The sequence below is a fragment of the Rhizobium skierniewicense Ch11 genome, assembly GCF_023757665.1.
Lineage (GTDB): Bacteria > Pseudomonadota > Alphaproteobacteria > Rhizobiales > Rhizobiaceae > Agrobacterium > Agrobacterium skierniewicense.
Genome location: NZ_RXPG01000012.1, coordinates 69,421 through 90,130, shown reverse-complemented (window position 1 = coordinate 90,130; position 20,710 = coordinate 69,421). Strand labels below are relative to the sequence as shown.

The 20,710-nt window shown below is 57.8% G+C and carries 18 protein-coding genes and 1 pseudogene; 10 read left to right on the top strand and 9 right to left on the bottom strand.

Annotated features, from left to right (window positions below; translation table 11 throughout):
- Window positions 1–242: 242 nt before the first annotated feature.
- The gene (locus EKM04_RS11705) at window positions 243–1,214 is read right to left on the bottom strand and encodes a LysR family transcriptional regulator (protein WP_234911040.1); all 972 of its coding nucleotides are present in this window, start codon (window positions 1,212–1,214) and stop codon (window positions 243–245) included.
- A gap of 46 nt (window positions 1,215–1,260) precedes the next feature.
- On the opposite strand from EKM04_RS11705, the gene EKM04_RS11700 reads away from it, so the two are divergent.
- A complete protein-coding gene (locus EKM04_RS11700; protein ID WP_286089341.1) occupies window positions 1,261–2,433 on the top strand; it encodes an L-talarate/galactarate dehydratase in 1,173 nt (390 codons plus the stop codon).
- A gap of 12 nt (window positions 2,434–2,445) precedes the next feature.
- On the opposite strand, the gene EKM04_RS11695 is transcribed toward EKM04_RS11700, so the two are convergent.
- Window positions 2,446–3,471, bottom strand: coding sequence for a LacI family DNA-binding transcriptional regulator (locus tag EKM04_RS11695; RefSeq protein WP_183897548.1), 1,026 nt, complete (start codon window positions 3,469–3,471; stop codon window positions 2,446–2,448).
- A gap of 239 nt (window positions 3,472–3,710) precedes the next feature.
- Between EKM04_RS11695 and EKM04_RS11690 the strand changes: the two genes are divergently transcribed.
- The 3 genes from EKM04_RS11690 to EKM04_RS11680 all read left to right on the top strand — a co-directional run bounded on the left by EKM04_RS11690 (window position 3,711) and on the right by EKM04_RS11680 (window position 6,773).
- Window positions 3,711–4,691, top strand: a complete 981-nt coding sequence (locus tag EKM04_RS11690; protein ID WP_174155689.1) for a Bug family tripartite tricarboxylate transporter substrate binding protein — start codon at window positions 3,711–3,713, stop codon at window positions 4,689–4,691.
- 63 nt (window positions 4,692–4,754) lie between these two features.
- Window positions 4,755–5,234: a tripartite tricarboxylate transporter TctB family protein gene (locus EKM04_RS11685; RefSeq protein ID WP_174155688.1), complete on the top strand. Its 480-nt coding sequence runs from the start codon at window positions 4,755–4,757 to the stop codon at window positions 5,232–5,234.
- 39 nt (window positions 5,235–5,273) lie between these two features.
- Window positions 5,274–6,773, top strand: a complete 1,500-nt coding sequence (locus EKM04_RS11680; RefSeq protein ID WP_174155687.1) for a tripartite tricarboxylate transporter permease — start codon at window positions 5,274–5,276, stop codon at window positions 6,771–6,773.
- A gap of 237 nt (window positions 6,774–7,010) precedes the next feature.
- Here EKM04_RS11680 and EKM04_RS11675 read toward each other — a convergent pair whose 3' ends face one another.
- The 3 genes from EKM04_RS11675 to EKM04_RS11665 form a co-directional block, all read right to left on the bottom strand.
- The gene (locus EKM04_RS11675) at window positions 7,011–7,301 is read right to left on the bottom strand and encodes an alpha/beta fold hydrolase (RefSeq protein WP_183897549.1); all 291 of its coding nucleotides are present in this window, start codon (window positions 7,299–7,301) and stop codon (window positions 7,011–7,013) included.
- 125 nt (window positions 7,302–7,426) lie between these two features.
- Window positions 7,427–8,179 carry an SDR family oxidoreductase gene (locus EKM04_RS11670; protein ID WP_183897550.1) on the bottom strand — a complete coding sequence of 251 codons (753 nt, stop codon included), beginning with the start codon at window positions 8,177–8,179 and terminating at the stop codon, window positions 7,427–7,429.
- 226 nt (window positions 8,180–8,405) lie between these two features.
- The gene (locus EKM04_RS11665; RefSeq protein WP_183897551.1) at window positions 8,406–9,299 is read right to left on the bottom strand and encodes an AraC family transcriptional regulator; all 894 of its coding nucleotides are present in this window, start codon (window positions 9,297–9,299) and stop codon (window positions 8,406–8,408) included.
- A gap of 86 nt (window positions 9,300–9,385) precedes the next feature.
- Here EKM04_RS11665 and EKM04_RS11660 point away from each other — a divergent pair.
- A pseudogene (locus EKM04_RS11660) lies at window positions 9,386–9,691 on the top strand (transposase); the annotation flags it as partial.
- Window positions 9,692–9,900: 209 nt separating this feature from the next.
- On the opposite strand, the gene paoC reads toward EKM04_RS11660, so the two are convergent.
- The 3 genes from paoC to paoA are packed head-to-tail and all read right to left on the bottom strand — an operon-like array spanning window position 9,901 to window position 13,681.
- The gene (gene paoC, locus EKM04_RS11655) at window positions 9,901–12,096 is read right to left on the bottom strand and encodes an aldehyde oxidoreductase molybdenum-binding subunit PaoC (protein WP_183897552.1); all 2,196 of its coding nucleotides are present in this window, start codon (window positions 12,094–12,096) and stop codon (window positions 9,901–9,903) included.
- A 2-nt stretch (window positions 12,097–12,098) separates the two neighbouring features.
- A complete protein-coding gene (locus EKM04_RS11650) occupies window positions 12,099–13,049 on the bottom strand; it encodes an FAD binding domain-containing protein (protein WP_183897553.1) in 951 nt (316 codons plus the stop codon).
- The gene (gene paoA, locus EKM04_RS11645) at window positions 13,046–13,681 is read right to left on the bottom strand and encodes an aldehyde dehydrogenase iron-sulfur subunit PaoA (protein ID WP_183897554.1); all 636 of its coding nucleotides are present in this window, start codon (window positions 13,679–13,681) and stop codon (window positions 13,046–13,048) included. Before paoA ends, EKM04_RS11650 begins: the two co-directional genes overlap by 4 nt.
- A gap of 213 nt (window positions 13,682–13,894) precedes the next feature.
- Between paoA and EKM04_RS11640 the strand changes: the two genes are divergently transcribed.
- The gene (locus EKM04_RS11640; RefSeq protein WP_234911041.1) at window positions 13,895–15,319 is read left to right on the top strand and encodes an adenylate/guanylate cyclase domain-containing protein; all 1,425 of its coding nucleotides are present in this window, start codon (window positions 13,895–13,897) and stop codon (window positions 15,317–15,319) included.
- Between the two features lie 43 nt (window positions 15,320–15,362).
- Here EKM04_RS11640 and EKM04_RS11635 read toward each other — a convergent pair whose 3' ends face one another.
- Window positions 15,363–16,250, bottom strand: coding sequence for a LysR family transcriptional regulator (locus tag EKM04_RS11635; protein WP_183897555.1), 888 nt, complete (start codon window positions 16,248–16,250; stop codon window positions 15,363–15,365).
- Between the two features lie 152 nt (window positions 16,251–16,402).
- On the opposite strand from EKM04_RS11635, the gene EKM04_RS11630 reads away from it, so the two are divergent.
- From EKM04_RS11630 to EKM04_RS11615, 4 genes are all read left to right on the top strand, one after another.
- Window positions 16,403–17,581 (top strand): MFS transporter, encoded by a 1,179-nt coding sequence (locus tag EKM04_RS11630; RefSeq protein ID WP_234911042.1) that lies wholly within the window; start codon window positions 16,403–16,405, stop codon window positions 17,579–17,581.
- 73 nt (window positions 17,582–17,654) lie between these two features.
- On the top strand, window positions 17,655–18,758 hold the full coding sequence (locus EKM04_RS11625; RefSeq protein ID WP_210290185.1) for an alpha/beta hydrolase: 1,104 nt from the start codon (window positions 17,655–17,657) through the stop codon (window positions 18,756–18,758).
- A 114-nt stretch (window positions 18,759–18,872) separates the two neighbouring features.
- Complete coding sequence (locus EKM04_RS11620) at window positions 18,873–20,063, top strand: (R)-mandelonitrile lyase (protein ID WP_183897556.1); 1,191 nt, start codon at window positions 18,873–18,875, stop codon at window positions 20,061–20,063.
- 73 nt (window positions 20,064–20,136) lie between these two features.
- Entirely contained in the window at window positions 20,137–20,547 is a 411-nt protein-coding gene (locus EKM04_RS11615) for a cyclophilin-like fold protein (RefSeq protein WP_183897557.1), read from the top strand.
- Window positions 20,548–20,710 lie beyond the last annotated feature (163 nt).

Genomic DNA, 20,710 nt, shown 5'->3' with positions numbered 1-20,710 from the left:
TGCGTCCAGAAATAGCTGTCTTAGCTGCCTTTTCAAATTGTGCGACAAAACCCATAACCTCTCTGGTTACCGCCGGACTTTCGGTCAGTCGCTATCTGCGGCGCCTCTCGTACGCCGTTCTGCGACGACCTGAACAGCACGTTCCCTTTTCACTTAGCTTTGTTTTTGCGTTCCCCACAGAAAGGCAGTTTCGATGTCTGCGTTGTAACGCACGGTTGTGCATTGCCGCGGCTAGCGTCTGTTCAGACGGAGAGGCCGCTGACCGAAGAGCCCGCGATAACGTCGCGAATTTCGGGTAAGGCGGGATTACTATTCTCAGCACACCAGATGGCATGCAGCTCTGCGATACACTGGTGCCGGAGGTCGAGAGGGCGGAATACGACATTGTCAAAACAAGCGTTACGGGTTGCAGCAGGCACGATTGCAAGGCCCAGACCGGCGCTGACCAGAGACAGGATGGCCTGCGAATGGGTGATACTTTGGACGATTCGCGGCGTGATGCCATGTTCTGCTATCAATGCGGTGACCTTATCGTGCAAATAGCGCGCTTGAGGTGAGAACATAATTATCGGCATATTGTTCAAGGCGTCCAGTCCAGGCCTGCGCCTCGCCGCAAGCGGGTGGGCTCTTGGTATGGCTAACATCATGAGTTCACGCACAACGCTGAGACTTTCCAGTTGATGTGCGCCTGAAAGCGGGCGGGACAGACCCATATCGATCTCCCCACGATTGATCGACTGCAGCTGTTCGGCCGTTTCCATCTGCACCAACTCGAGCTCGATCTGCGGCGCAAGTGCCCGAGTTTCTTCGATAAAGCGCGGCAGGAAGCCGTACGTCGCGGCACCGATGAAGGCGATACGGATTGAGCCGGCACTGCCCCGGGCAGCGCGGCGAGCAGCGGTCTTCGCTGCATCACCCTGAGCAAGAAGTTTTTGAGCTTCAACGAGAAAGGCATGTCCCGCAGCCGTGAGCGTGACCCGTCGACTGGTGCGCTCAAAAAGTACAACATCCAGCTCTTGCTCGAGCAGTCTGATCTGACGGCTTAGGGGCGGCTGGGTCATGTTCAGACGCCGTGCCGCTCGGCTGAAATTCAGTTCGGATGCGACCGTAACGAAAGATCTGACTTGTCCCAAATCAAGCATTAATTCAATCCCTGTATCGATATCCATTAATATTCGATTTGGACTTAAATTGATCGGACGGATACTGGTCAAGAGAAACGCACTCTGGGGAGGGCGACAGCTGAAATAGGGTGGAGACATGAACGCGCAAAAGCTACCAACGAACCTATCCCAAAATGCGATGAATGCGGACAGCATTGCCTGGATCAGGCTCTCGTCGATCTACCTGCCACTGAAGACGCCGATCAGCGACGCGAAGGTTTTGACCGGGCGACAGAAACCGCTCACCGAGGTGGCTTTCCTGTTTGCGGAGATAGAGACCAAGGATGGCCACAGCGGCATTGGCTTCAGCTATTCCAAGCGTGCGGGCGGGCCAGGGCAGTACGAACATGCCAAGGAAATAGCCCATGTTCTCATCGGCGAAGATCCGAACGATATTGGGAAGCTATGGACCAAGTTGTGCTGGGCTGGTGCGTCCGTCGGGCGTAGCGGACTTGCAGTGCAGGCAATAGCGGCCTTCGACGTCGCGCTTTGGGATCTCAAAGCCAAACGCGCCGGTCTACCGCTTGCTAAGCTGCTTGGAGCCCATCGTGAAAGCGTCCGGTGCTACAATACATCAGGCGGGTTCCTTTCATCGCCAATCGAAGAAGTTCTCGACAATGTTGAGCAGTCAATTGCGGCAGGCATTGGCGGCATCAAGATCAAGGTCGGGCAGCCAGACATGAATGTTGACCTCAAGCGTGTTGCGGCGGTTCATGAGCAAATTGGCGATCGCGCGGCGATGATGGTCGATGCAAACCAGCAATGGGATCGTCCAAGCGCAATGCGCTTCGGTCGGCTGATGGAGCGCTATCATCTGACGTGGATAGAAGAACCGCTGGATGCCTACGATATCGAGGGGCACGCTGCGCTGGCAGCCCAGCTTGATACGCCCATTGCAACCGGTGAAATGCTGGCGAGCGTCCAGGAACATGTGGCCCTTATCCAAAACAATTCCGTGGATTTCATTCAGCCAGACGCGCCGCGCGTAGGCGGCATCACGCAGTTTTTGAAGATCTGTGCGCTTGCAGAAGCGAAGAAGCTGCAGCTAGCCCCGCATTTTGCGATGGAAATCCACCTGCATCTCGCCGCCGCTTATGAGCTTGAGCCCTGGGTAGAGCATTTCGATTGGCTTGATCCTTTGTTCAACGAGCGTTTGGAAATCAAAGACGGCAGGATGCTGGTGCCGAACCGGCCGGGTCTGGGTATCACGCTGTCGCAACAGGCCGGACTGTGGACGCGTGGAGTAGCAGAGTTCGGCACGCGATCCTGAGCGAACGATACGTCAGGCTGTCCCTCGGGCGACGATGCGAAAGTCGATGGTAATCATCGTTTCGACATTTGGGTCACCTTCGATTTTCCTGAGGATAGACCGGGCCGCCTGGGTGCCGATATCGCGGCGGTCGATCCGTATTGTAGTGAGCGGCGGATGTGTATGGGGTGCGAAATCGAAGTCACCGAAGCCGATAATGGCGAGCTTATCGGGCATGCGGCATCCTCGTGCGTGCGCTTCCGCAAGGGCGCCGTGGGCAACCACATCCGACGAGCAAAAGACGCCCAACGTATCCTCGCCGCGAGCGAGGAGTTGCGCCATCGCAAGGCGTCCATCACGGAAGGTTGACGGGGAGCTCATGTCCAGCTCCGGAAGCTCTACATTTGCAATGCCCTTGAGGCGATTGACGAAGCCATCGCGACGTTGGACTGCGCGTGGGTCGTTGGCGCCGATCTGTGCATAGCGATCATAGCCACGGATGAGTAGATGCTCAGCGGCCATTGCCCCGACGCCATCGTGTGAAAAGCCGACCGCGGTATCGAGTGGCGAGGGTGTTGAATCCCAAATTTCGACGATCGGGAGGCCAGCACCTGTGAGCATGGCTCGGGTTTCCTTGAGATGGGTGATGCCGGTCAGGATAATGCCGTCGGGACGCCGGGCAAGGATGGCGCGGGTAAGTTCTAGTTCACGCCCCGCATCGTATCCGGATAAACCAAGTAGAAGCTGGTAACCGGCGGAGACCAGTTCGGCATTAAGGCCTTCAATGGTTTCGGCAAAGATAGTGCTGGCGACAGACGGGACGATTGCTGCGATCAGTCGGGTTTTTCTGGAGGCAAGGCCGCCAGCCAGAAGGTTCGGCACATACCCTGTTCGAGCGATGACCTTCTCAATCGCTTCCAAAGTTCGTGGTTTGACCAGTGCCGGGGTATTAATGGCGCGCGATACCGTGACGGGCGAGACGCCGGCTAGTTTGGCGATATCAGCGAGCGTTACCGGACCACTGGTCGTGATGTGCTTTCGCTTGTTATAGTCGGACATGATCATCGCTCCTGTTAAAATGAGTTACGCTTTCATTTTTCGTGTAATCAAGGGATTCGATTGTCGGAATGTCGATAAAAATAATAAAGTATTGAATTTGCATTATAATATTTTTGCACATCAAGGTTGCAGGCGAGGGATTTACCGATAAAATGAAAGCGCTTCCATTTTACCGGTAGGAGGATGCCGGGAGTGGTCTAGCCGGGCCGGCCAGACGCCGGAAAAGTGGAGGAATTACAATGAATCTCAAACGTTTGAAGACGTTCGCGGCCGCTATGGCCGTAATATGTGCATCCGGCCTCCAGCCGAGCCTTGCGCAGGACTATCCAACCAAAACCGTAACCGTTGTCGTTCCGTTCGCGGCTGGCGGCAATACGGACACTTTCGGCCGCCTCGTCGCGGAAGAACTCGACAAGCGGCTGGGACAGCGTTTCATTGTTGAAAACAAGCCGGGCGCTGGGGGGAACATTGGTCTTGGCGATCTTGCTCGTTCCAAGCCTGATGGCTACACCATCGGCATGGGCACGGTGAGCTCGAATGCCATCAACCAGACTCTTTACAAAAAACTGCCTTATGACAAGGAAAAGGGCTTCGCGCCAATTTCTCTGATCGCCAGCCTGCCGAACGTTCTGGTCGTCAACCCCGACAAGATCAAGGCCAACAGTGTCGAGGAACTGATTGCGTTCCTGAAAACGGAGCCGGGTAAGCACACATACGCATCCTCGGGCGTGGGCACATCGATCCACCTGGCGGGCGAGTTGCTAGCGACCAAGGCGGACATCAAGATCACTCATGTGCCCTACAAGGGCAGCAGCCAGGCCATCCTCGATGTCGTCGCGGGACACGTTGATATGATGTTCGACAACATCCCCACGGCCGCCCAGCAGGTGAAGGCTGGCAAGGTGAAGGCGCTGGCCGTCACCAGCCTGGAAAGGGCCGCTCTCTTGCCCGACGTGCCAACCATGGCGAGCGTTATTCCCGGCTTCGACGCGACTTCGTGGCACGGCCTATTCGCGCCTCCCGGCACGCCACCGGAAATCGTCGAAAAGCTCAGCAAGGAAGTGCAGGCGATCATCGCCGAGCCGGCAATGCAGGAAAAGCTCAAGGCGATGGGTGTGACGCCAGTTGGCAATACGTCTGCCGAATTCCAAGTTTTCATTGATCAGGAAACAGCAAAGTGGGCCGACGTAATCAAGGCGGCCAGCGTGCCGCTGCAATAACGTAATCTGCCGGCCGGGGACCAGTCGTCGGCCGGCACCTCTTTCACACGCGAGTATCCTGCCATGCTGAAAATTAGAAATGGCCGCGACTTCGTTGGCGGTGTGACAATGATCTGCATCGGACTGCTATTTTTATGGTTCGGTCGGGAACTGGAAGTCGGAGACTCCTTTCGGATGGGTCCGGGCTACTTCCCGGCGATGCTGAGCCTCATTCTGTTGGTGATCGGTGCGATGATCATCGTTCAGTCGCTTATGGTTGATGCTGAAGACGACGAGCCGGAGGTATGGAACTGGAAGGCGTACAGCTTGGTAGTCGCCGCGCCGATAGGCTTCGGACTGCTGTTGTCCGGTCTCGGTCTCGCGCCTACCGTCGTGCTGCTGATAGCCGGGGTGGCGTCGGCGAGCCGTTATGCCAACTGGCGTCATTCGATCCTGCTCGGCCTCTTTCTGGCCGTCTGTTCCGTGCTGGTGTTCACGAAACTTCTGTCGCTTCCTGTTAGCGCCTTCGGCCCTTGGGTGCCCTTCATCGGCGACCTCACTTAAAGCTCGCCAACCAGCCGACGAAACCGGATTGGAATGCTTATGGATATCTTCTCTAACCTGTGGCTGGGTGCCTCGACAGCATTCATGCCGATGAACCTGTTCTACGGCTTTGTCGGTTGTCTTTTGGGCACCGCGATCGGCGTTCTGCCGGGTCTTGGGCCGACTGCGACCATCGCTATGCTTTTACCGATCACCTTCGGCCTGCCGCCGGAATCGGCACTGATCATGCTGGCCGGCATCTTCTACGGGGCCCAGTACGGAGGCTCGACCACAGCCATTCTTATCAACCTGCCGGGTGAGAGCTCATCCGTCGTCACCGCGATCGACGGTTACCAGATGGCGCGCAACGGCCGAGCGGGAGCAGCGCTTGCAACAGCGGCTCTCGGCTCTTTCTTCGCCGGAACCGTAGCAACCATCTTGCTCGCGGTCGCAGCCCCGCCACTTGCAGCGGTGGCACTTAATTTCGGGCCTGCGGAATATTTCTCGCTGATGGTCCTTGGCCTTGTGGCGTCGGTCGCGCTTGCCAGCGGATCGTTGCTAAAAGCGTTTGCGATGATTGTTTTCGGACTTGTGCTGGGGACGATTGGGACGGATGTCGAAAGTGGGACACCCCGTTATGTGTTCGATATCCCGGAACTCTACGATGGTTTAAACTTCGTCGCAGTCAGTATGGGCATATTCGGGATATGCGAAATCCTTCGCAATCTGGAAAACGAGCAGGAGCGTTCGGTCGGGGTCAAGAAGGTGACCGGCCTGATGCTGACGCAAGAGGATTTGAAGCGGATCATCGCGCCTGTTCTGCGCGGCACTGCCCTTGGCTCGTTCCTCGGCGTACTGCCGGGAGGCGGGGCAATGCTTGCCTCGTTCGCCTCCTATGCGATGGAAAAGCGGATATCCTCGAACCGGGCCGAATTCGGCAAGGGAGCTATAGAGGGCGTTGCCGCACCGGAATCAGCGAACAATGCTGGAGCGCAGACCTCCTTCATTCCGATGCTGACACTTGGTATTCCTGGCAATCCAGTCATGGCACTGATGGTGGGGGCGATGATCATCCAGGGTATCACACCCGGACCAAACGTGATTTCCGACGAGCCTGAACTGTTCTGGGGCATGATCGTCTCGATGTGGTCGGGCAATCTGATGCTGGTTATCCTCAACCTCCCTCTTATTGGGCTTTGGGTGCGCATGCTGACAGTACCCTATCACTTGCTGTTTCCGGCGATCATCGCCTTCTGCTGTATCGGTGCCTACAGCATCAACAACAGCGTCTTCGACGTCTTCGTCATGGCAGGCTTCAGCATCGTTGGTTTCGCGCTCACCAAGATGCGCTTCGAGCCCGCGCCGCTTTTGCTTGGATTCATCCTCGGGCCTATGCTGGAAGAGAACCTGCGCCGCGCCATGCTGATTAGCCAGGGCGATCCGTCAATCTTTTTGCGTAGCCCCCTCAGTCTGTCATTGCTGGTGTTCGCCGTCTTTGTGCTGGCCCTTGTGCTGGCGCCGAGTATCCGCCGCAAACGTGAGGAGGCTTTCACAGAATGACCGATTGTGGCGCTGTGAAGTTAAAACCGTGACACCATTGGCTTACACGGGGTGAATCAATTCGAAATTGGCGGTGCTGAAGCCAAAAACCCGGCAGAATCTGCAACTCGGGCACTTCGGACATGTAAAGCACCACGTTGGTGATCCAGCATGTGGTTTCCGTAGGGTGCCAGGGCCGCTAAGCTGGCAAGGCTTTCGCCTGCGTCCGGTTGCAGAGTTGCATGTAGACCAGCGCGCTCACCTTCGGGTCACCCCCGCAACGGAGGCGACGACACCGCCATAGGAATGGCCGACCAGCACAACACGCCCTGCCTGTCGGGAGATGACAAGACGTGCCGCCGCAATGTCGGCCTCCAGGCTCGACAGGGGTAATTGCGCCACGGCGACATCGAACCCCTTCGCTTTCAGGATGTCATGGACGGTCCGCCAGGAAGAGCCGTCCATGGGCGCGCCGTGCACAGCACAATGCTGATGACTTTGGTCGAAACTGTAGCCGGGGTCATAGGCACCGCCGTGGCTGCTGCGCACGTCTTGGCTTTTCCGTCGAAACTTTCTCCACTGAGGAGGCCTTTCTGCTTCAAGCACCTCGGAGATATTGTATGTGTGTGTTCCATATCAAAGGCGGACCCGCATCACCGGGTCCGCTCTCGGTTTTATCGATTCAGCGTGCGCCCGCCATCGACCACGATTTCTGTTCCGATCGTCCATGCGGATTCATCGGATGCCAGATAGACGACAGCTTTGGCGACCTCGGACGCGGTACCGAAGCGTCCAGCAGGGATCGTAGCGGCGATCTCGGTGTTTACCTGTTCTCTGTAGGCGTCTGGAATGCCAAGCTTATCGTAGAGCGGCGTTTCCACTGGGCCGGGGCTGACTGCATTGATGCGGATGCCACGCGGCAGGAGTTCGGACGAGAGCGTCTTCGACAGGTTGAGGAAGGCCGCTTTGGTTGCGCCGTAAACGGAGGAGTTGACGGCGCCGATATGCGCGTTGACCGAGGTATTGAGTACCACCGAGGCGGGTTGGGCGAAGACTGGCAGCAAAGCCTGAATCAGAAAGTAGGGGCCACGAACGTTGATAGCGAACGACTGATTGAAGGCTTCCTCGGTCCAGGATTCGATTGGCTGCCAGACCGAGACGCCGGCATTGAGGAAGGCGACGTCCAACTGTCCATAATGTTCCTTTACCGCAAGCGCGAGTTCGCGTTGCGCCTCGACACTTGCGCTGTCGGCCCTCAGGACAAGAACCTCTGAGCCGAGTGCTGACTTTGCTTTTTCGATGGATTCCGGGTTGTTGCCGGTCACGATGACGCGGGCGCCTTCGTTGAGAAACTGCTTTGCGGTTTTGAGGCCAATGCCTGAAGTGCCGCCGGTGATCAAGGTACGCTTTCCATTAAGACGTGTCATAAAAGATGCCCGTTTTTGAGATTCCAATCTCGACCTACGGCGGCATATTTTCTCAGTCGCCTTCCGTGTCGATGACTGTCTCAATAGACGGGATGCGGGGCTTTAGCCCCGCCCAATAAGCTCAAAGTATTGCCCAATTATCTCAGCATTCCGTCAAGCTGAACTCTTGGGACTATCAGCAGCCCGCTCCTGCTTCAGCGAAGCTTCCCGTAATCTGCAACGAGAACTAAGCTGGGCTGCTCATCGAATGCCGAAGCTGACGCATGTCGCGAACGGGGGGCGCACCGAATTGTCTCAGATACTCTCGGCTGAACTGAGAGGCACTCTCATAACCAACTGCGAAGGCCACGTCAGATGCGCTGTGATCGCCCGCGAGCAATAGCTGGCGTGCCTGTTGCAGCCGGAGCTGCTTCTGGTACTGGACCGGGCTGAGGCTCGTCAGTGCCACGAAATGCCTGTGCAGGCTGGCGCGGCTCATACCGCTGACCTCACACAACGCCTCAATTCGTAACCGCTTGTTCTGATGGTCGCGGATCCATTCCACGGCACGGCGAATCCGACCAAGCGCGCCTTCAGGCTGCGCGATATGGCGAAGGAGTCGTCCCTGCGGTCCCTGGAGGAGACGATAGAGCAATTCGCGCTCCGCCATTGATGCCAGGACAGGTATGTCGCTCGGGGTATCGAGCAAAGAAAGCAGGCGCAGCAGCGTGTCGCGGAGTGGTGGTGTCATCGAATTGATGGCGATCCCGATGCCCGGCGCTTCGGCATCGCGGATCGGCGGCATGTCGGCAGCTATTTGTGACAAGAGCGCCGGGTCCAGGACCAGTGACGCCGAGATATAGGGACGCCCGTCATCGGCGTTGTGGATCTGGCCGCTTAAAGGAAGATCCAGGGCGCTGACGAGGTATTGCGCCGAGTCGTAGCGCAGCAAGTTGTCCTGGATCGCCACATCCTTCGATCCCTGCAGGATGAAGCAGATCATGGATCGGTAGAGACATGGCGATGTGCCGGAGGTCACTTGTCCGACCCCGATCTCCAGGCGTGGGATCAAAGTGGTCGTTATACCAGGTCGCGCATGCCGCAGGGCAATATCGATGTGAGGTTGAAGATGCTCGGTCATGACCTCTGTATGTCACCGATTTCACAGTAAGAAAAGTCCCTGAGACAATCGGGCAAGAGATTGAGAGCATTGGGCGGGCGGGCGTCCTGATCGTCGGGCTTCCTGAACTCGGACTGTTGGACAAAGGGCAAATCGCAAAGCTCGTCGGCGTCGCACCGATGAATCGCGACAGCGGACTGATGCGCGGAAAACGGATGATCGTAGGCGGGAGAAAACCGGTAAGGGATGCGCTTTACATGGCAGCACTACCGGCAATACGGTTCGATCCAAACATGAAAGCCGTGTTTGACCAACTGAAAGTCAAAGGCAAACCCGGAAAGGTTGCTCTCGTCGCGGTCATGCGCAGGATGATCATAATCCTCAATGCAAGAATGCGGGATTATCGAGCAACGGAAGCCATCGCCCTCGGATGTCAACGGGTGTGGCAGCGCAATGAGACCCTTCCGGTATGCTGTGACGGCAAACCGAAAAAGCTCTGATGGGTCGTCGCTGGACATCACCTTTACGGGCGTTGGCAGAATTTTACCGGCCGATACGTCGATCACCTGAGATATCCCTTTCAGTGAAGACGGCAGACTCTCAAGGCCTGCCGTCAGATGCATTACGCCACATCGGGAAGGCCATCGAGCAGCTTCTCGAGCGTGATAGGATAATGGCGAACCCTAACACCGCTTGCGTTATGGATAGCATTGGCTATCGCTGCCGAGACACCGCACAAGCCGAGTTCGCCGATACCCTTTGCCTTCATCGGCGAGGACATCGGATCGGTCTCGTCCATGAAGATTACCTCCTGGTGAGGCACATCGGCGTGAACAGCGACTTCATAACCGGCTAGATCATGGTTGACGAAGAAGCCGCGGCGCGTATCGACAGCAAGCTCTTCCGACAGTGCACCGCCCACGCCCATGGTCATCGCACCGATGACCTGGCTGCGCGCCGTGACCGGGTTGAGGATACGGCCCGCAGCACAGACCGCCAGCATCCGGCGGATCCTGGTCTCGCCCGTTGCGACATCCACGCCGACTTCGACGAAATGCGCGCCGAATGTGGATTGCTGATGCGTTTCTGTCAGGTTACCCCACTGCATCGTGTCCTCGGCCAAAAGGCCTTCGGGACCTGCGGCCTCGGCAAGCGATACGGAGCGGTTGCCGGACAGAACCTGACCGTTCTCGAAGACCACGTCCTCGGAATTGAAGCCAAGCTTCTGCGCGATGGCGTCGCGCAGCTTCACACAGGCGGCGTAGACCCCGGACGTCGAAGAATTGGCGCCAAACTGTCCACCAGAACCAGCCGAGACCGGAAAGCGGGAATCGCCCAGTTGCACACCCACCTTGTCGATGGTGACGCCCATCATTTCCGCCGCCGTCTGCGCAATGATGGTGTAACTGCCTGTTCCAATATCTGTCATGTCGGTCTCGACCGTGACGATGCCCTGATCGTCAAGCCGGACCCGTGCACCGGATGGCAGTACCATATTGTTGCGGAAGGCAGCGGCGACACCCATGCCAATCAGCCAGTTGCCTTCGCGCCGCGATCCGGGCGCGCCGCGTTTGCCCCAACCGAAGCGCTCGGCGCCAAGCTTCAGACAACCGACAAGGTCACGATGGGAAAAGGGCCGCTCGGGGTTTTCGGGATCGACCTGCGTATCATTGATGATCCTGAACGCGATCGGATCGATGCCGAGCTTTTCCGCCATCTCATCCATTGCGACTTCGAGAGCCATGAGACCCGGCGCTTCGCCCGGTGCCCGCATGGCATTGCCTTCGGGCAGATCGAGCGTTGCCAACCGCATCGCGGTCATGCGGTTTTCGCCGGCATAAAGCAGCCGGGTTTGCAGCACAGCCGCCTCCAACTGCCCGCCCGCCTGGTCACCCGACCAGCTTTCGTGCCCGATGGCAGTAATTCTGCCATCGCTCTGTGCACCAATGCGCACGCGCTGGATTGTCGCTGGCCGATGGGTCGTATTGTTGATGACAAACGGTCGCGGTAGAGCGACTTTAACAGGCCGTTTGGCAGCCTTTGCACCAAAGGCGGCAAGAACAGCATCAGCGCGCAGGAACAGCTTGCCGCCGAAACCGCCACCGATGAACGGCGACATCAGATGGATTTTTTCCTTGTTGATATCGAGCGTTGTCGCAAGGTCGGAGCGCAACCAGTCGATCATCTGGCTCGATGTCCAAAGGGACAGATCGTCACCATCCCAGGCAGCGATGGATGCGTGCGGCTCCATCATGGCGTGGGACTGGTCGGGCGTGGTGTAGGTTTCTTCGCAGGTAACGGGGGCCGCCTTGAAGGCGGCGTCGAAGTCGCCGGCACTGGAATCGGGATCGCCCGTTTCGGGTTTGGTCGCCGTATCCATGGCCTTGCCCAGCGCAAAGCTCCCCTGCTCCTCGCTATAATCAACCTGGACAAGAGCCGCTGCGGCGCGCGCCTGCTCGAACGTCTCGGCGACGACGACTGCTATCGCCTGATGATAATGCTGAATCTGACGCCCGCCGAAGAGCCTGACCGTGTTGAACTTACCCTTAGCTCGCTCCCCGACATCGAGGGCAGTGACCACGGCCAGAACGCCCGGCGCCTTTCTGGCCATGCTCGTATCGATGGACTTGATAGACCCCTTCGCTATCGCCGAACCGACAGGGTAGCCGTAGGCATAGCGCGTTTTGGGATCATGCCACTCGTAGGCGTACATTGCTTGGCCGGTCGTCTTGAGCTGGCCGTCGATGCGAAGAATTGGCTGGCCGACAACCTTCAACCGGTCGATTGGATTGGTGCCTGCTGGTTTATCGAACTGCATGGTTAGCTCCTTGCTTGGGCTATGACCGCACTCAGGGCGCGTTCGACCAGTTTGACCTTGAAGCGATTATGTTCGGTCGGCTTTGCATCCGCAAACAGCACAGCCGATGTTGGCGCAGCTCCCCTTTGCAGCTCAGCATCTGCTTCGTCGATGCGCCATGGCTTGTGGGCAACGCCCCCAACCGCGACGCGCCCGGTACCGTCTGGCTGGATAACGGCGCCTACCGAAACGATGGCAAAGGCGTAGGATGCCCGATCGCGGACCTTGCGGTAGATATGCTGTCCACCCAGCGGCTTGGGAAGGACGACAGCGGTGACAAATTCGCCACGCTCCAGACTGGTCTCGATATGTGGCGTTTCGCCTGGCAGGCGGTGAAGTTCAGCGATAGGTATGACGTTTCGTCTGCCATCCGGCTTGACGGTTTCCACGACGGCATCGAGAACCCGCATGGCGATTGCCATGTCGCTTGGATGGGTCGCGATGCAGGCATCACTGGTGCCAACGACCGCATGGAGGCGGCTGAAACCGCCGATGGCTGAACAGCCACTGCCGGGCTGGCGCTTGTTGCATGGCTGGTTGGTATCGTAAAAATACGGACAGCGCGTCCGTTGCAGCAGGTTGCCGGCAGTGGTTGCCTTGTTGCGCAACTGTCCCGATGCCCCGGCCAGAAGAGCACGCGACAGAACCCCATAGTCGCGACGGACTGTTTCGTGAGCCGCCAGTTCTGTGTTGCGCACCAGCGCTCCGATGCGCAGGCCGCCCTCTGGGGTCGATTCGATCTTGTCCAGACCGAGGTTGTTCACGTCGATAAGATGCGTGGGGACCTCGATTTCAAGCTTCATCAGGTCGAGCAGGTTCGTACCACCAGCAATGAACCGGGCCTGTGGATTAGAAGCTGCGGCCTTGACGGCGATGTCGACGGATGCGGCGCGCTCGTATGTAAAGGCCTTCATGCTTTTGTCCCCGCAGCTTCGACGATAGCATCAATAATGTTGGAATAGGCGCCGCACCGACAGATGTTGCCGCTCATGCGCTCGCGAATTTCTTCGGGCGTAATGCTCACCTGTGCGGTCAAATCGCTCGTGACGTGGCTTGGAATATTAGCCTTGAACTCCTCCAGCAAGGCTACGGAGGAACAGATTTGGCCGGGGGTGCAGTACCCGCACTGGAAACCGTCGTGCTTGACGAAGGTGGCCTGCATGGGATGCAGCTCGCCCGGCTTTCCAAGTCCCTCGATCGTGACCACGTTGTCACCTTCATGCATCACCGTCAGCGTGAGGCAGGCGTTAATACGCCGACCGTCAACCATCACGGTACAGGCACCGCATTGCCCGTGGTCGCATCCTTTCTTCGTTCCCGTAAGATGAAGGTGCTCGCGCAGCGCATCGAGTAACGTCGTTCGGTTGTCGACGTCGAGGGTCCTGCTCTCGCCATTGATGGTCATGGAAACCTTCGATGTGAGTTTTTCACCCTCAGGTGGCGACTGCGCGATGGCGTCCCCGGCCACACCCGTCATCGCAACTGTTGCGGCTGAGGATATGAGCAGGTTTCGACGCGATATCTCAAGTTGAATGGGGCTTTGCATATGCGGCTCCGCTTCGCTTTCGGTTTGTCGGGCGCGGAGGAACCACGCCATACTACAAAGTAATGGCGCCTGCGAAAATGATTAGGTGGTGTTATCCGCTTGGACTTATCGCTCCCCGACATAAATGTTCGCCGTAGAGTGGGATCCATTGATGTTGGAAATCCATAAGTCCATGCAGCATACTCGGGCTAATCCCGGATAACCGATTGACATATGGTGCACGATGGTTCGACAAGCCTGAAAACCAATTCCGTTCTGTCAAAGCTTGTTCGCCCGCGCTGGTTTGCGAAAGGAACGGACGGCTGGAACAAGATGGTTGAAAAACGCCCCGAATTCGACGTTGCCGAAACGACCGCCATTGCGCTGCGCAAGGCCGAGCGTGCAGGCTTCCGGTTCGCCGTATTGGGCCGCACCGTGGCCGTTATGGCGCTCGCGATCAGCTTCTTGCTCAGTTACTATTACCCCATCAATCTGGGAATTTTCGGCATAACCACGCTTATCGCTCTCGGTGGGCTGACGTCGCTTGCGGCGGTCGCCACACGCTATGAGAAACCTGCCAGATTTGCACTGTTCACCTTCGATGCTTCAGCCGTGACGGTCTTGCTTGCATTCGTGCCCTTGAGCAGCGGCGGAGACATACCCCAGAACCTCGTCTTCCTGACAAGCTCGGTGCAGCATTACTATCTGATCGTTGCAGCCGCCGTTCTAACACTTTCACCTCCGCTCGTTCTGTGGACGGGAGCGTGGGCAGCGGGCGGACTTCTCTTCGCAACATGGTGGATCATATCCGGAATGGCGCAGGTTGTGACCTACGCCAACCTTCCCATTTCTCCAACGCGGGATGTCTATCTCAACACCGTGCTCAACCCTGACTTTCTTGGTCTTGCGTCAAGGGTTCAGGAGACACTGATGATCCTTCTGGTTACCGCCATTGCGGCGCTGGCGGTTCACAGAGCAAGACTGGTTGTGAGCGAACACGCCGAGGCCAGAGCGAGTGAGCGGCGCGTTCAAAAGATCTTTGGCCGCTACGTTCCGGCCCCCGTGCTTCGCGAGCTCCTCGATGAAGGGCACCTGGTTCCCCAGACAAGGCTGGCGACGCTTTTGTTTGTCGACATCAAGGGATTTACCAGCCTTTCCGCGGGATTGCCGCCCTTGAGACTGGTTCGTTTTCTGAACGCCTTCTTCAGCGCCGTCACGGATATCGCCGACCAACATGGCGGTGTCGTCGTGACCTATATCGGCGACGCCGTGCTGATATCGTTCAATGCGCCACTTCCGGCTTCAGACCATGCCGAGCGCGCCCTCGCCGCATCTCGGGACATCTTGAAAGCAACGCAGGATCAACAGTTCGATGGGATTTATATCAGCATAAGGATCGGAGTTGCCACCGGGCTGGTCGCCGCAGGGACGATGGGTGCTGATGATCGCCAGACTTACACGGTATACGGAGACGCGGTCAATCTGGCGCAGAGGCTTCAGGAGTTGAACAAACAGACAAAGACAGACTGCCTGATCTGTGAAGCGACCGCACGCCAGGCTGGACATCATCGCGCCCTGTTGAGCCTTGGGGCTCATCCGATCCGCAATCTGCGTTCACCGGTCGAAGTCTTCACGTTCTCAGATGCCTCCTTGAAGTGACACGCTCGGGTCTATGAACCGTGCTCGACGCCCGCGGGACCGTTCAAGCCCTTAAAGCATCGACCACCACCCTGAACGCGGGCGAGTTTTGCCGCCTGCTGGGGTAGAACAGATAGTAGCCTGTAAACATGGGAGACCAGTCATCCAGGATCTGTATCAATTGCCCCGATGCTCGCTCTTTTTCAACGAGGCTTTCCGGCACATAGGCGATTCCATATCCGGCAACTGCGGCATTAATCATCGTGTATGACGAATTGAACGTCAGTTGTCCCTCGACGCGCACGCGGACTTCTCTGCCGTCCTTTTCGAACTCCCAGGCATAAAGACCGCCCGATCGCGATTGTCGGTGATTGATGCAATCGTGACCGACCAGTTCTTGTGGCGTCGAGGGCGTTGTCCGGGCCTCCAGATACCGGGGAGAGGCGACCGCGACCAACCGCCAGTCTGGACTGATGCGAACGGCGATCATGTCCTTGTCCAGGCTCTCACCCAGGCGAACGCCCGCATCGAACTTTTCTTCAACGATATTGCGAAAACCGTTGTCGCTGTTCAGCTCGACCTTGATGTCGGGAAACTCGTGCAGCACGGATCGCAGTTTAGGCCACACGACGCTCTCAAGTGCATGGTCGGAAAGTGTTATCCTGACCGAACCAGACGGTTTGTCCCGGATCTCCATCAGCGCATCGATCTCGGTTTCGATTTCCTCGATGCGCGGGGCCAGTGATCGGATCAATCGCTCACCTGCCTCCGTTGGAACCACACTGCGGGTCGTTCGGGTCAAAAGACGGAGGCCCATCCGCGCTTCAAGTTTTTTGATCGTGTGGCTGATCGTGGACTGCGACGTACCGAGTTTCGCTGCCGCCTTTGTGAAGCTTCGCTCCTCCGCGACCGCCAGGAACCACAGCATGTCATTGAGATCTTCCCGCTTCATGGTCGCCTCTGTCCTTTGATTAATGTCATAAGTCGATAAGTCCAAGTGAATTGCAACGACTAATCTTCGAACTGGTCGCGGCATATATTGCCGCCATGACACATCAAGCTTTCAGATCATTCGAATGCAACGACATTGACCAAGACGTTGCGATGCCGGTGGCGCAGACCACGCATGGGCACAAGGCCGCATGGGGCGCTGTCTTTTCAATGGCCTTGTGCGTGGCCGTCTTGATTGCTTCCGAGTTCATGCCGGTGAGCCTCCTGTCACCGATTGCTACCGAGCTGGGCGTGACGGAAGGTCGTGCCGGCCAGGCGATCTCGATCTCCGGCGTTTTTGCTGTCCTGACCAGCATTTTCGTCGCGGGCCTGGTGCGTCGTTTGGACAGGCGTCTGGTTCTTGCCGCGTTCTCGTTGATGCTGGTTCTCTCGGGAACGATCGTCACCTTCGCTCCGAACTATCTCGTGTTGATGGTCGGGCGCGCCATGCTCGGTATCGCCATTGGCGGCTTCTGGTCCATGTCGACCTCGATTGTCATGCAGCTGGTACCGGAAGAGTCCGTTCCCAAGGGCCTTGCCATGCTCAACGCCGGCAATGCCATTGCAGCCACCATCTCAGCACCGCTGGGAAGCCTGCTCGGCAGCTATATCGGCTGGCGCGGCGCATTCTTTGCCGTCGTCCCTCTGGCACTTGTCGCCCTTGTCTGGCAGTGGATCAGCCTGCCATCGCTTCCTCCCCGGCGCCACGAGGGCTCGTCAAATGTCTTCAGGCTACTCTCCCGGCCTCAGGTTGCGATCGGCATGGTCGCAATCATGCTGCTCTTCATGGGTCAATTCGCCCTGTTTACATATCTGCGCCCATTCCTGGAGACCGTCACCTCGGTCTCGATATCGACACTCTCGCTCCTGCTTCTGTTGATGGGTCTGGCAGGCGTCGCCGGAACCACAATCGTCAGCCACCTGCTGCACAAACACCTCTTCCTCATTCTGGGCACGATCCCTCTCATCATGGCGATCCTTGCCGTGGGACTGATCGTGTTCGGATCGTCCCCAATCATAACGGCCGCACTTCTCATTGGCTGGGGCCTGTTCAGCACGGCCGCTCCCGTCGGCTGGGGCACCTGGCTCAGCCGCACGATGCCTGAGGATGCGGAGGCAGGCGGCGGGCTACAAGTCGCAACCATCCAGCTTGCGATTACGCTGGGCGCTTCGATCGGAGGCGTGCTGTTTGATGGCTATGGATGGTGGATCGCTTTCCTCTTCGCGGCAGCGCTGCTTGTCGGCTCGTTCCTGCTCTCCATCGCCGCATCGCGTTTCTCGACACGCCCATGAACCGTCACGGCGTTCTTTCCATGCCATGCACCCAAGTGAAATCCAGCTCATCGCCAGTCAAGGAAACATGCAGATGATCAACCAAGATCAAGACGACACAATAACGCAAAATACCGCCATCCACCGCCGCAGCCTGCTCAAGATGACAGGCGCTGGCGTCGCTGCGCTCGGGGCGATGTCCATTTTCGACGCAACACTTGCAAAGGCTCAAGACATGTCCAACGGCGCCTCCAATTTCTACACCAGCGACAAGGTGACACTGCAGAAGGTCACATTCAAAACCCAGTATCAGACAAATGTCGCTGGCAATCTTTTCCTACCCAAGACCCTCGACCAGGCGTCGAAGAACCCGACGATCATCGTTGGCCACCCAATGGGTGCGGTCAAGGAACAGAGCGCCAATCTCTACGCCACCAAGATGGCCGAACAGGGTTTTGTCGCGATGTCCATCGATCTGCCCTTCTGGGGCGAAAGCGAAGGACAATCGCGCAATCTGGTTTCGCCTGAAGCCTATGCCGAGGCCTTCAGCGCCGGCGTCGATTTCCTCGGCTCGCATCCCTTCGTCGACCGCGCCAATATCGGCGCCATCGGTGTGTGCGGCAGCGGCAGCTTCGTCATCAGCGCCGCCAAGATCGATCCGCGGATCAAGGCCATCGCGACCGTCAGCATGTACGATATGGGCGCGGCCTTCCGCAATGCACTGAACAAGTCCCAGACCGTCGAGCAGCGCAAGCAGTTTATCGCAACGGCGGCCGAACAGCGCTGGGCAGAGGCTGACGGCGCAGATATCCAGTACATCGGAGGCACCACACTCGAACTGACCGCCGATACCGACCCGATCCAGCGCGAGTTCTATGACTTCTACCGCACGCCTCGCGGTGAGTTCACGCCTGCGGGCGTCGCCAGAGAAACAACGACGAAGCCGACGCTCAGCAGCGCTGTCAAATTCATGAACTTCTATCCGTTCAACGATATCGAGACGATCGCGCGCCCGATGCTGTTCATCTCGGGTGACAAGGCCCATTCGAAGGAATTCAGCCAGGACGCCTACAACCGGGCCGCCGAGCCGAAGGAACTGGTTTGGGTCAAGGGCGCCGGTCACGTCGATCTCTACGACCGCGTCGATCTTATCCCGTTCGATCGGATTGCCCAATTCTTCGGACAGCATCTGGCGTAGGCCAAGCCATCGCGTGAGGTGGCTAGTTGCAGCGGGGTTTGCGCTGCCACTGCGCCGTAGGGGCTACGTTCACGACGGCCCCATACTCCATGACAATAATTAAAGGATACCCAGATGAAGAACATTGCCGCAAGCATTGCCATCTCGGCTCTTGCCACAACAGGAGTGGAAGCCCAGGAAGAGCGCAAAAGGGTTGCTCCTCCAGCCGTCTATACGGTCGCACCGGGGCTTGGCCATTTCACGGATGACGTCCTGTTCGGTGAAGTTTGGGTACGAACCGACCTCGCGCCTCGCGACCGTAGCCTCGTCACCCTCTCGGCAATTGTGTCTACCGGGAAAAACGAGCAGATCGCTGCACATGTGAGCCGCGCCCTGGATAACGACGTGAAGCCCGGCGAGATCGGTGAGCTCATCACGCATCTCGCGTTCTACTCGGGATGGCCGAATGCAATCTCAGCCGTCACAGAAATAAAGAAGGTTTTCAACGAGCGCCAGATCGCACCTTTGAACAACAGCGAAGCGACACGCATTGAATTGGAAGCCGCAGCCGAGGCCACTCGAAAAGCGACGGTCGATGCCGCCGTTGCGCCGACAGCGGCGGCACTAGCTGACCTGACCAACCGTGTGCTGTTCGGAGACTTGTGGCAGCGGCCAGATCTTTCAGCCCGAGACCGGAGCCTCGTGACGATGGCCGCTCTGATCGCTGTTGGCCAGCCGGAGCAATTACCGTTCCATGCCAATCGCGCGATGGATAACGGCTTGACGCGGCCGGAAGCTTCCGAAGTCCTGACACATGTTGCATTCTACTCTGGCTGGCCGAGAGCCATGTCCGCAGTACCTGTCCTCAAACAGGTTTTTGAAAACAGAAAAGGAATTCAAGTGAGCGCTCCACAGGCAAACATCTCGATCACTCCCGCAGGCGCCGGTGCCGCGCCAGCTCCTGCTGAGTATTTCACGGGCAGCGTCCGTATCTCGGGCCGTTATCAAGCCGAAGCTCCCGCGCGCATCGGCGGGGCCACGGTTTCCTTCTCGGCTGGTGCTCGCACTGCTTGGCACACACATCCTCTCGGGCAAACCCTGTTCATCGTCAGCGGGCGCGGCTGGGTGCAGAAGGAAGGTGAGCCAGTTCAGCAGGTCGGGCCTGGAGACGTCGTCTGGATCCCACCGCTGATCCGGCATTGGCATGGCGCCTCAGCGAGTGAACCGATGAGCCATTTCGCCGTAGCCGAAGCGCTCGACGGAAGCGCTGTCACCTGGATGGAGAAGGTATCCGACGAGGACTACGGCAAGGGTGCCGCAGAGTAAAAGCAAGACTATGGGCTGCAGGGGTGGGTGACCACTCCACGCCTTCAATGCAAACCGAAACGGAGACGATCACGTGCCCAAGACAATATTGGCCTCAGCTATCGTCGTACTGGGATTGACGGGACCTGCCATGGCTCAAGAAAGCATCCGGATTTCCGCAGCGTGGGGCGACGTCACCGCCACTCTCGCCGATAACGAAGCAGCCAGATCGCTGGCGCGCATGCTGCCATTGACGATCGAGATGTCCGACCATCTCCGCCAAGAAAAAACGGGAAACCTGCCCTCCGCCCTGCCGGAGCTTACGCGGCAGCGAGATTTCTCGGTCGGTACGCTTGGCCTGTGGAGTGCCGATCATTTCGTGATCTATTATCGCAGCGGCCGCGTTCCCTCTCCGGGCATTATCATCCTCGGGCAGGTAACGGGGGACGTTTCCATCTTCGACCGCCCAGGATCTGTCACCGTAACCTTGGAAAAGGCACAGTAAGATATCTCCGGCATTGGCTTCGTTCGAAGCGTCTGCCGATCAGGGCCGTGCACTGCGAACTGAGAGCCGCAGTCCTTCAAATCTGGAAGGAAATCGCACGCCTATAGGCCGCATGCGCAGAAACCGACAAGCAAGATTGTTGATCGGTGTCAGTTAAGTTTAC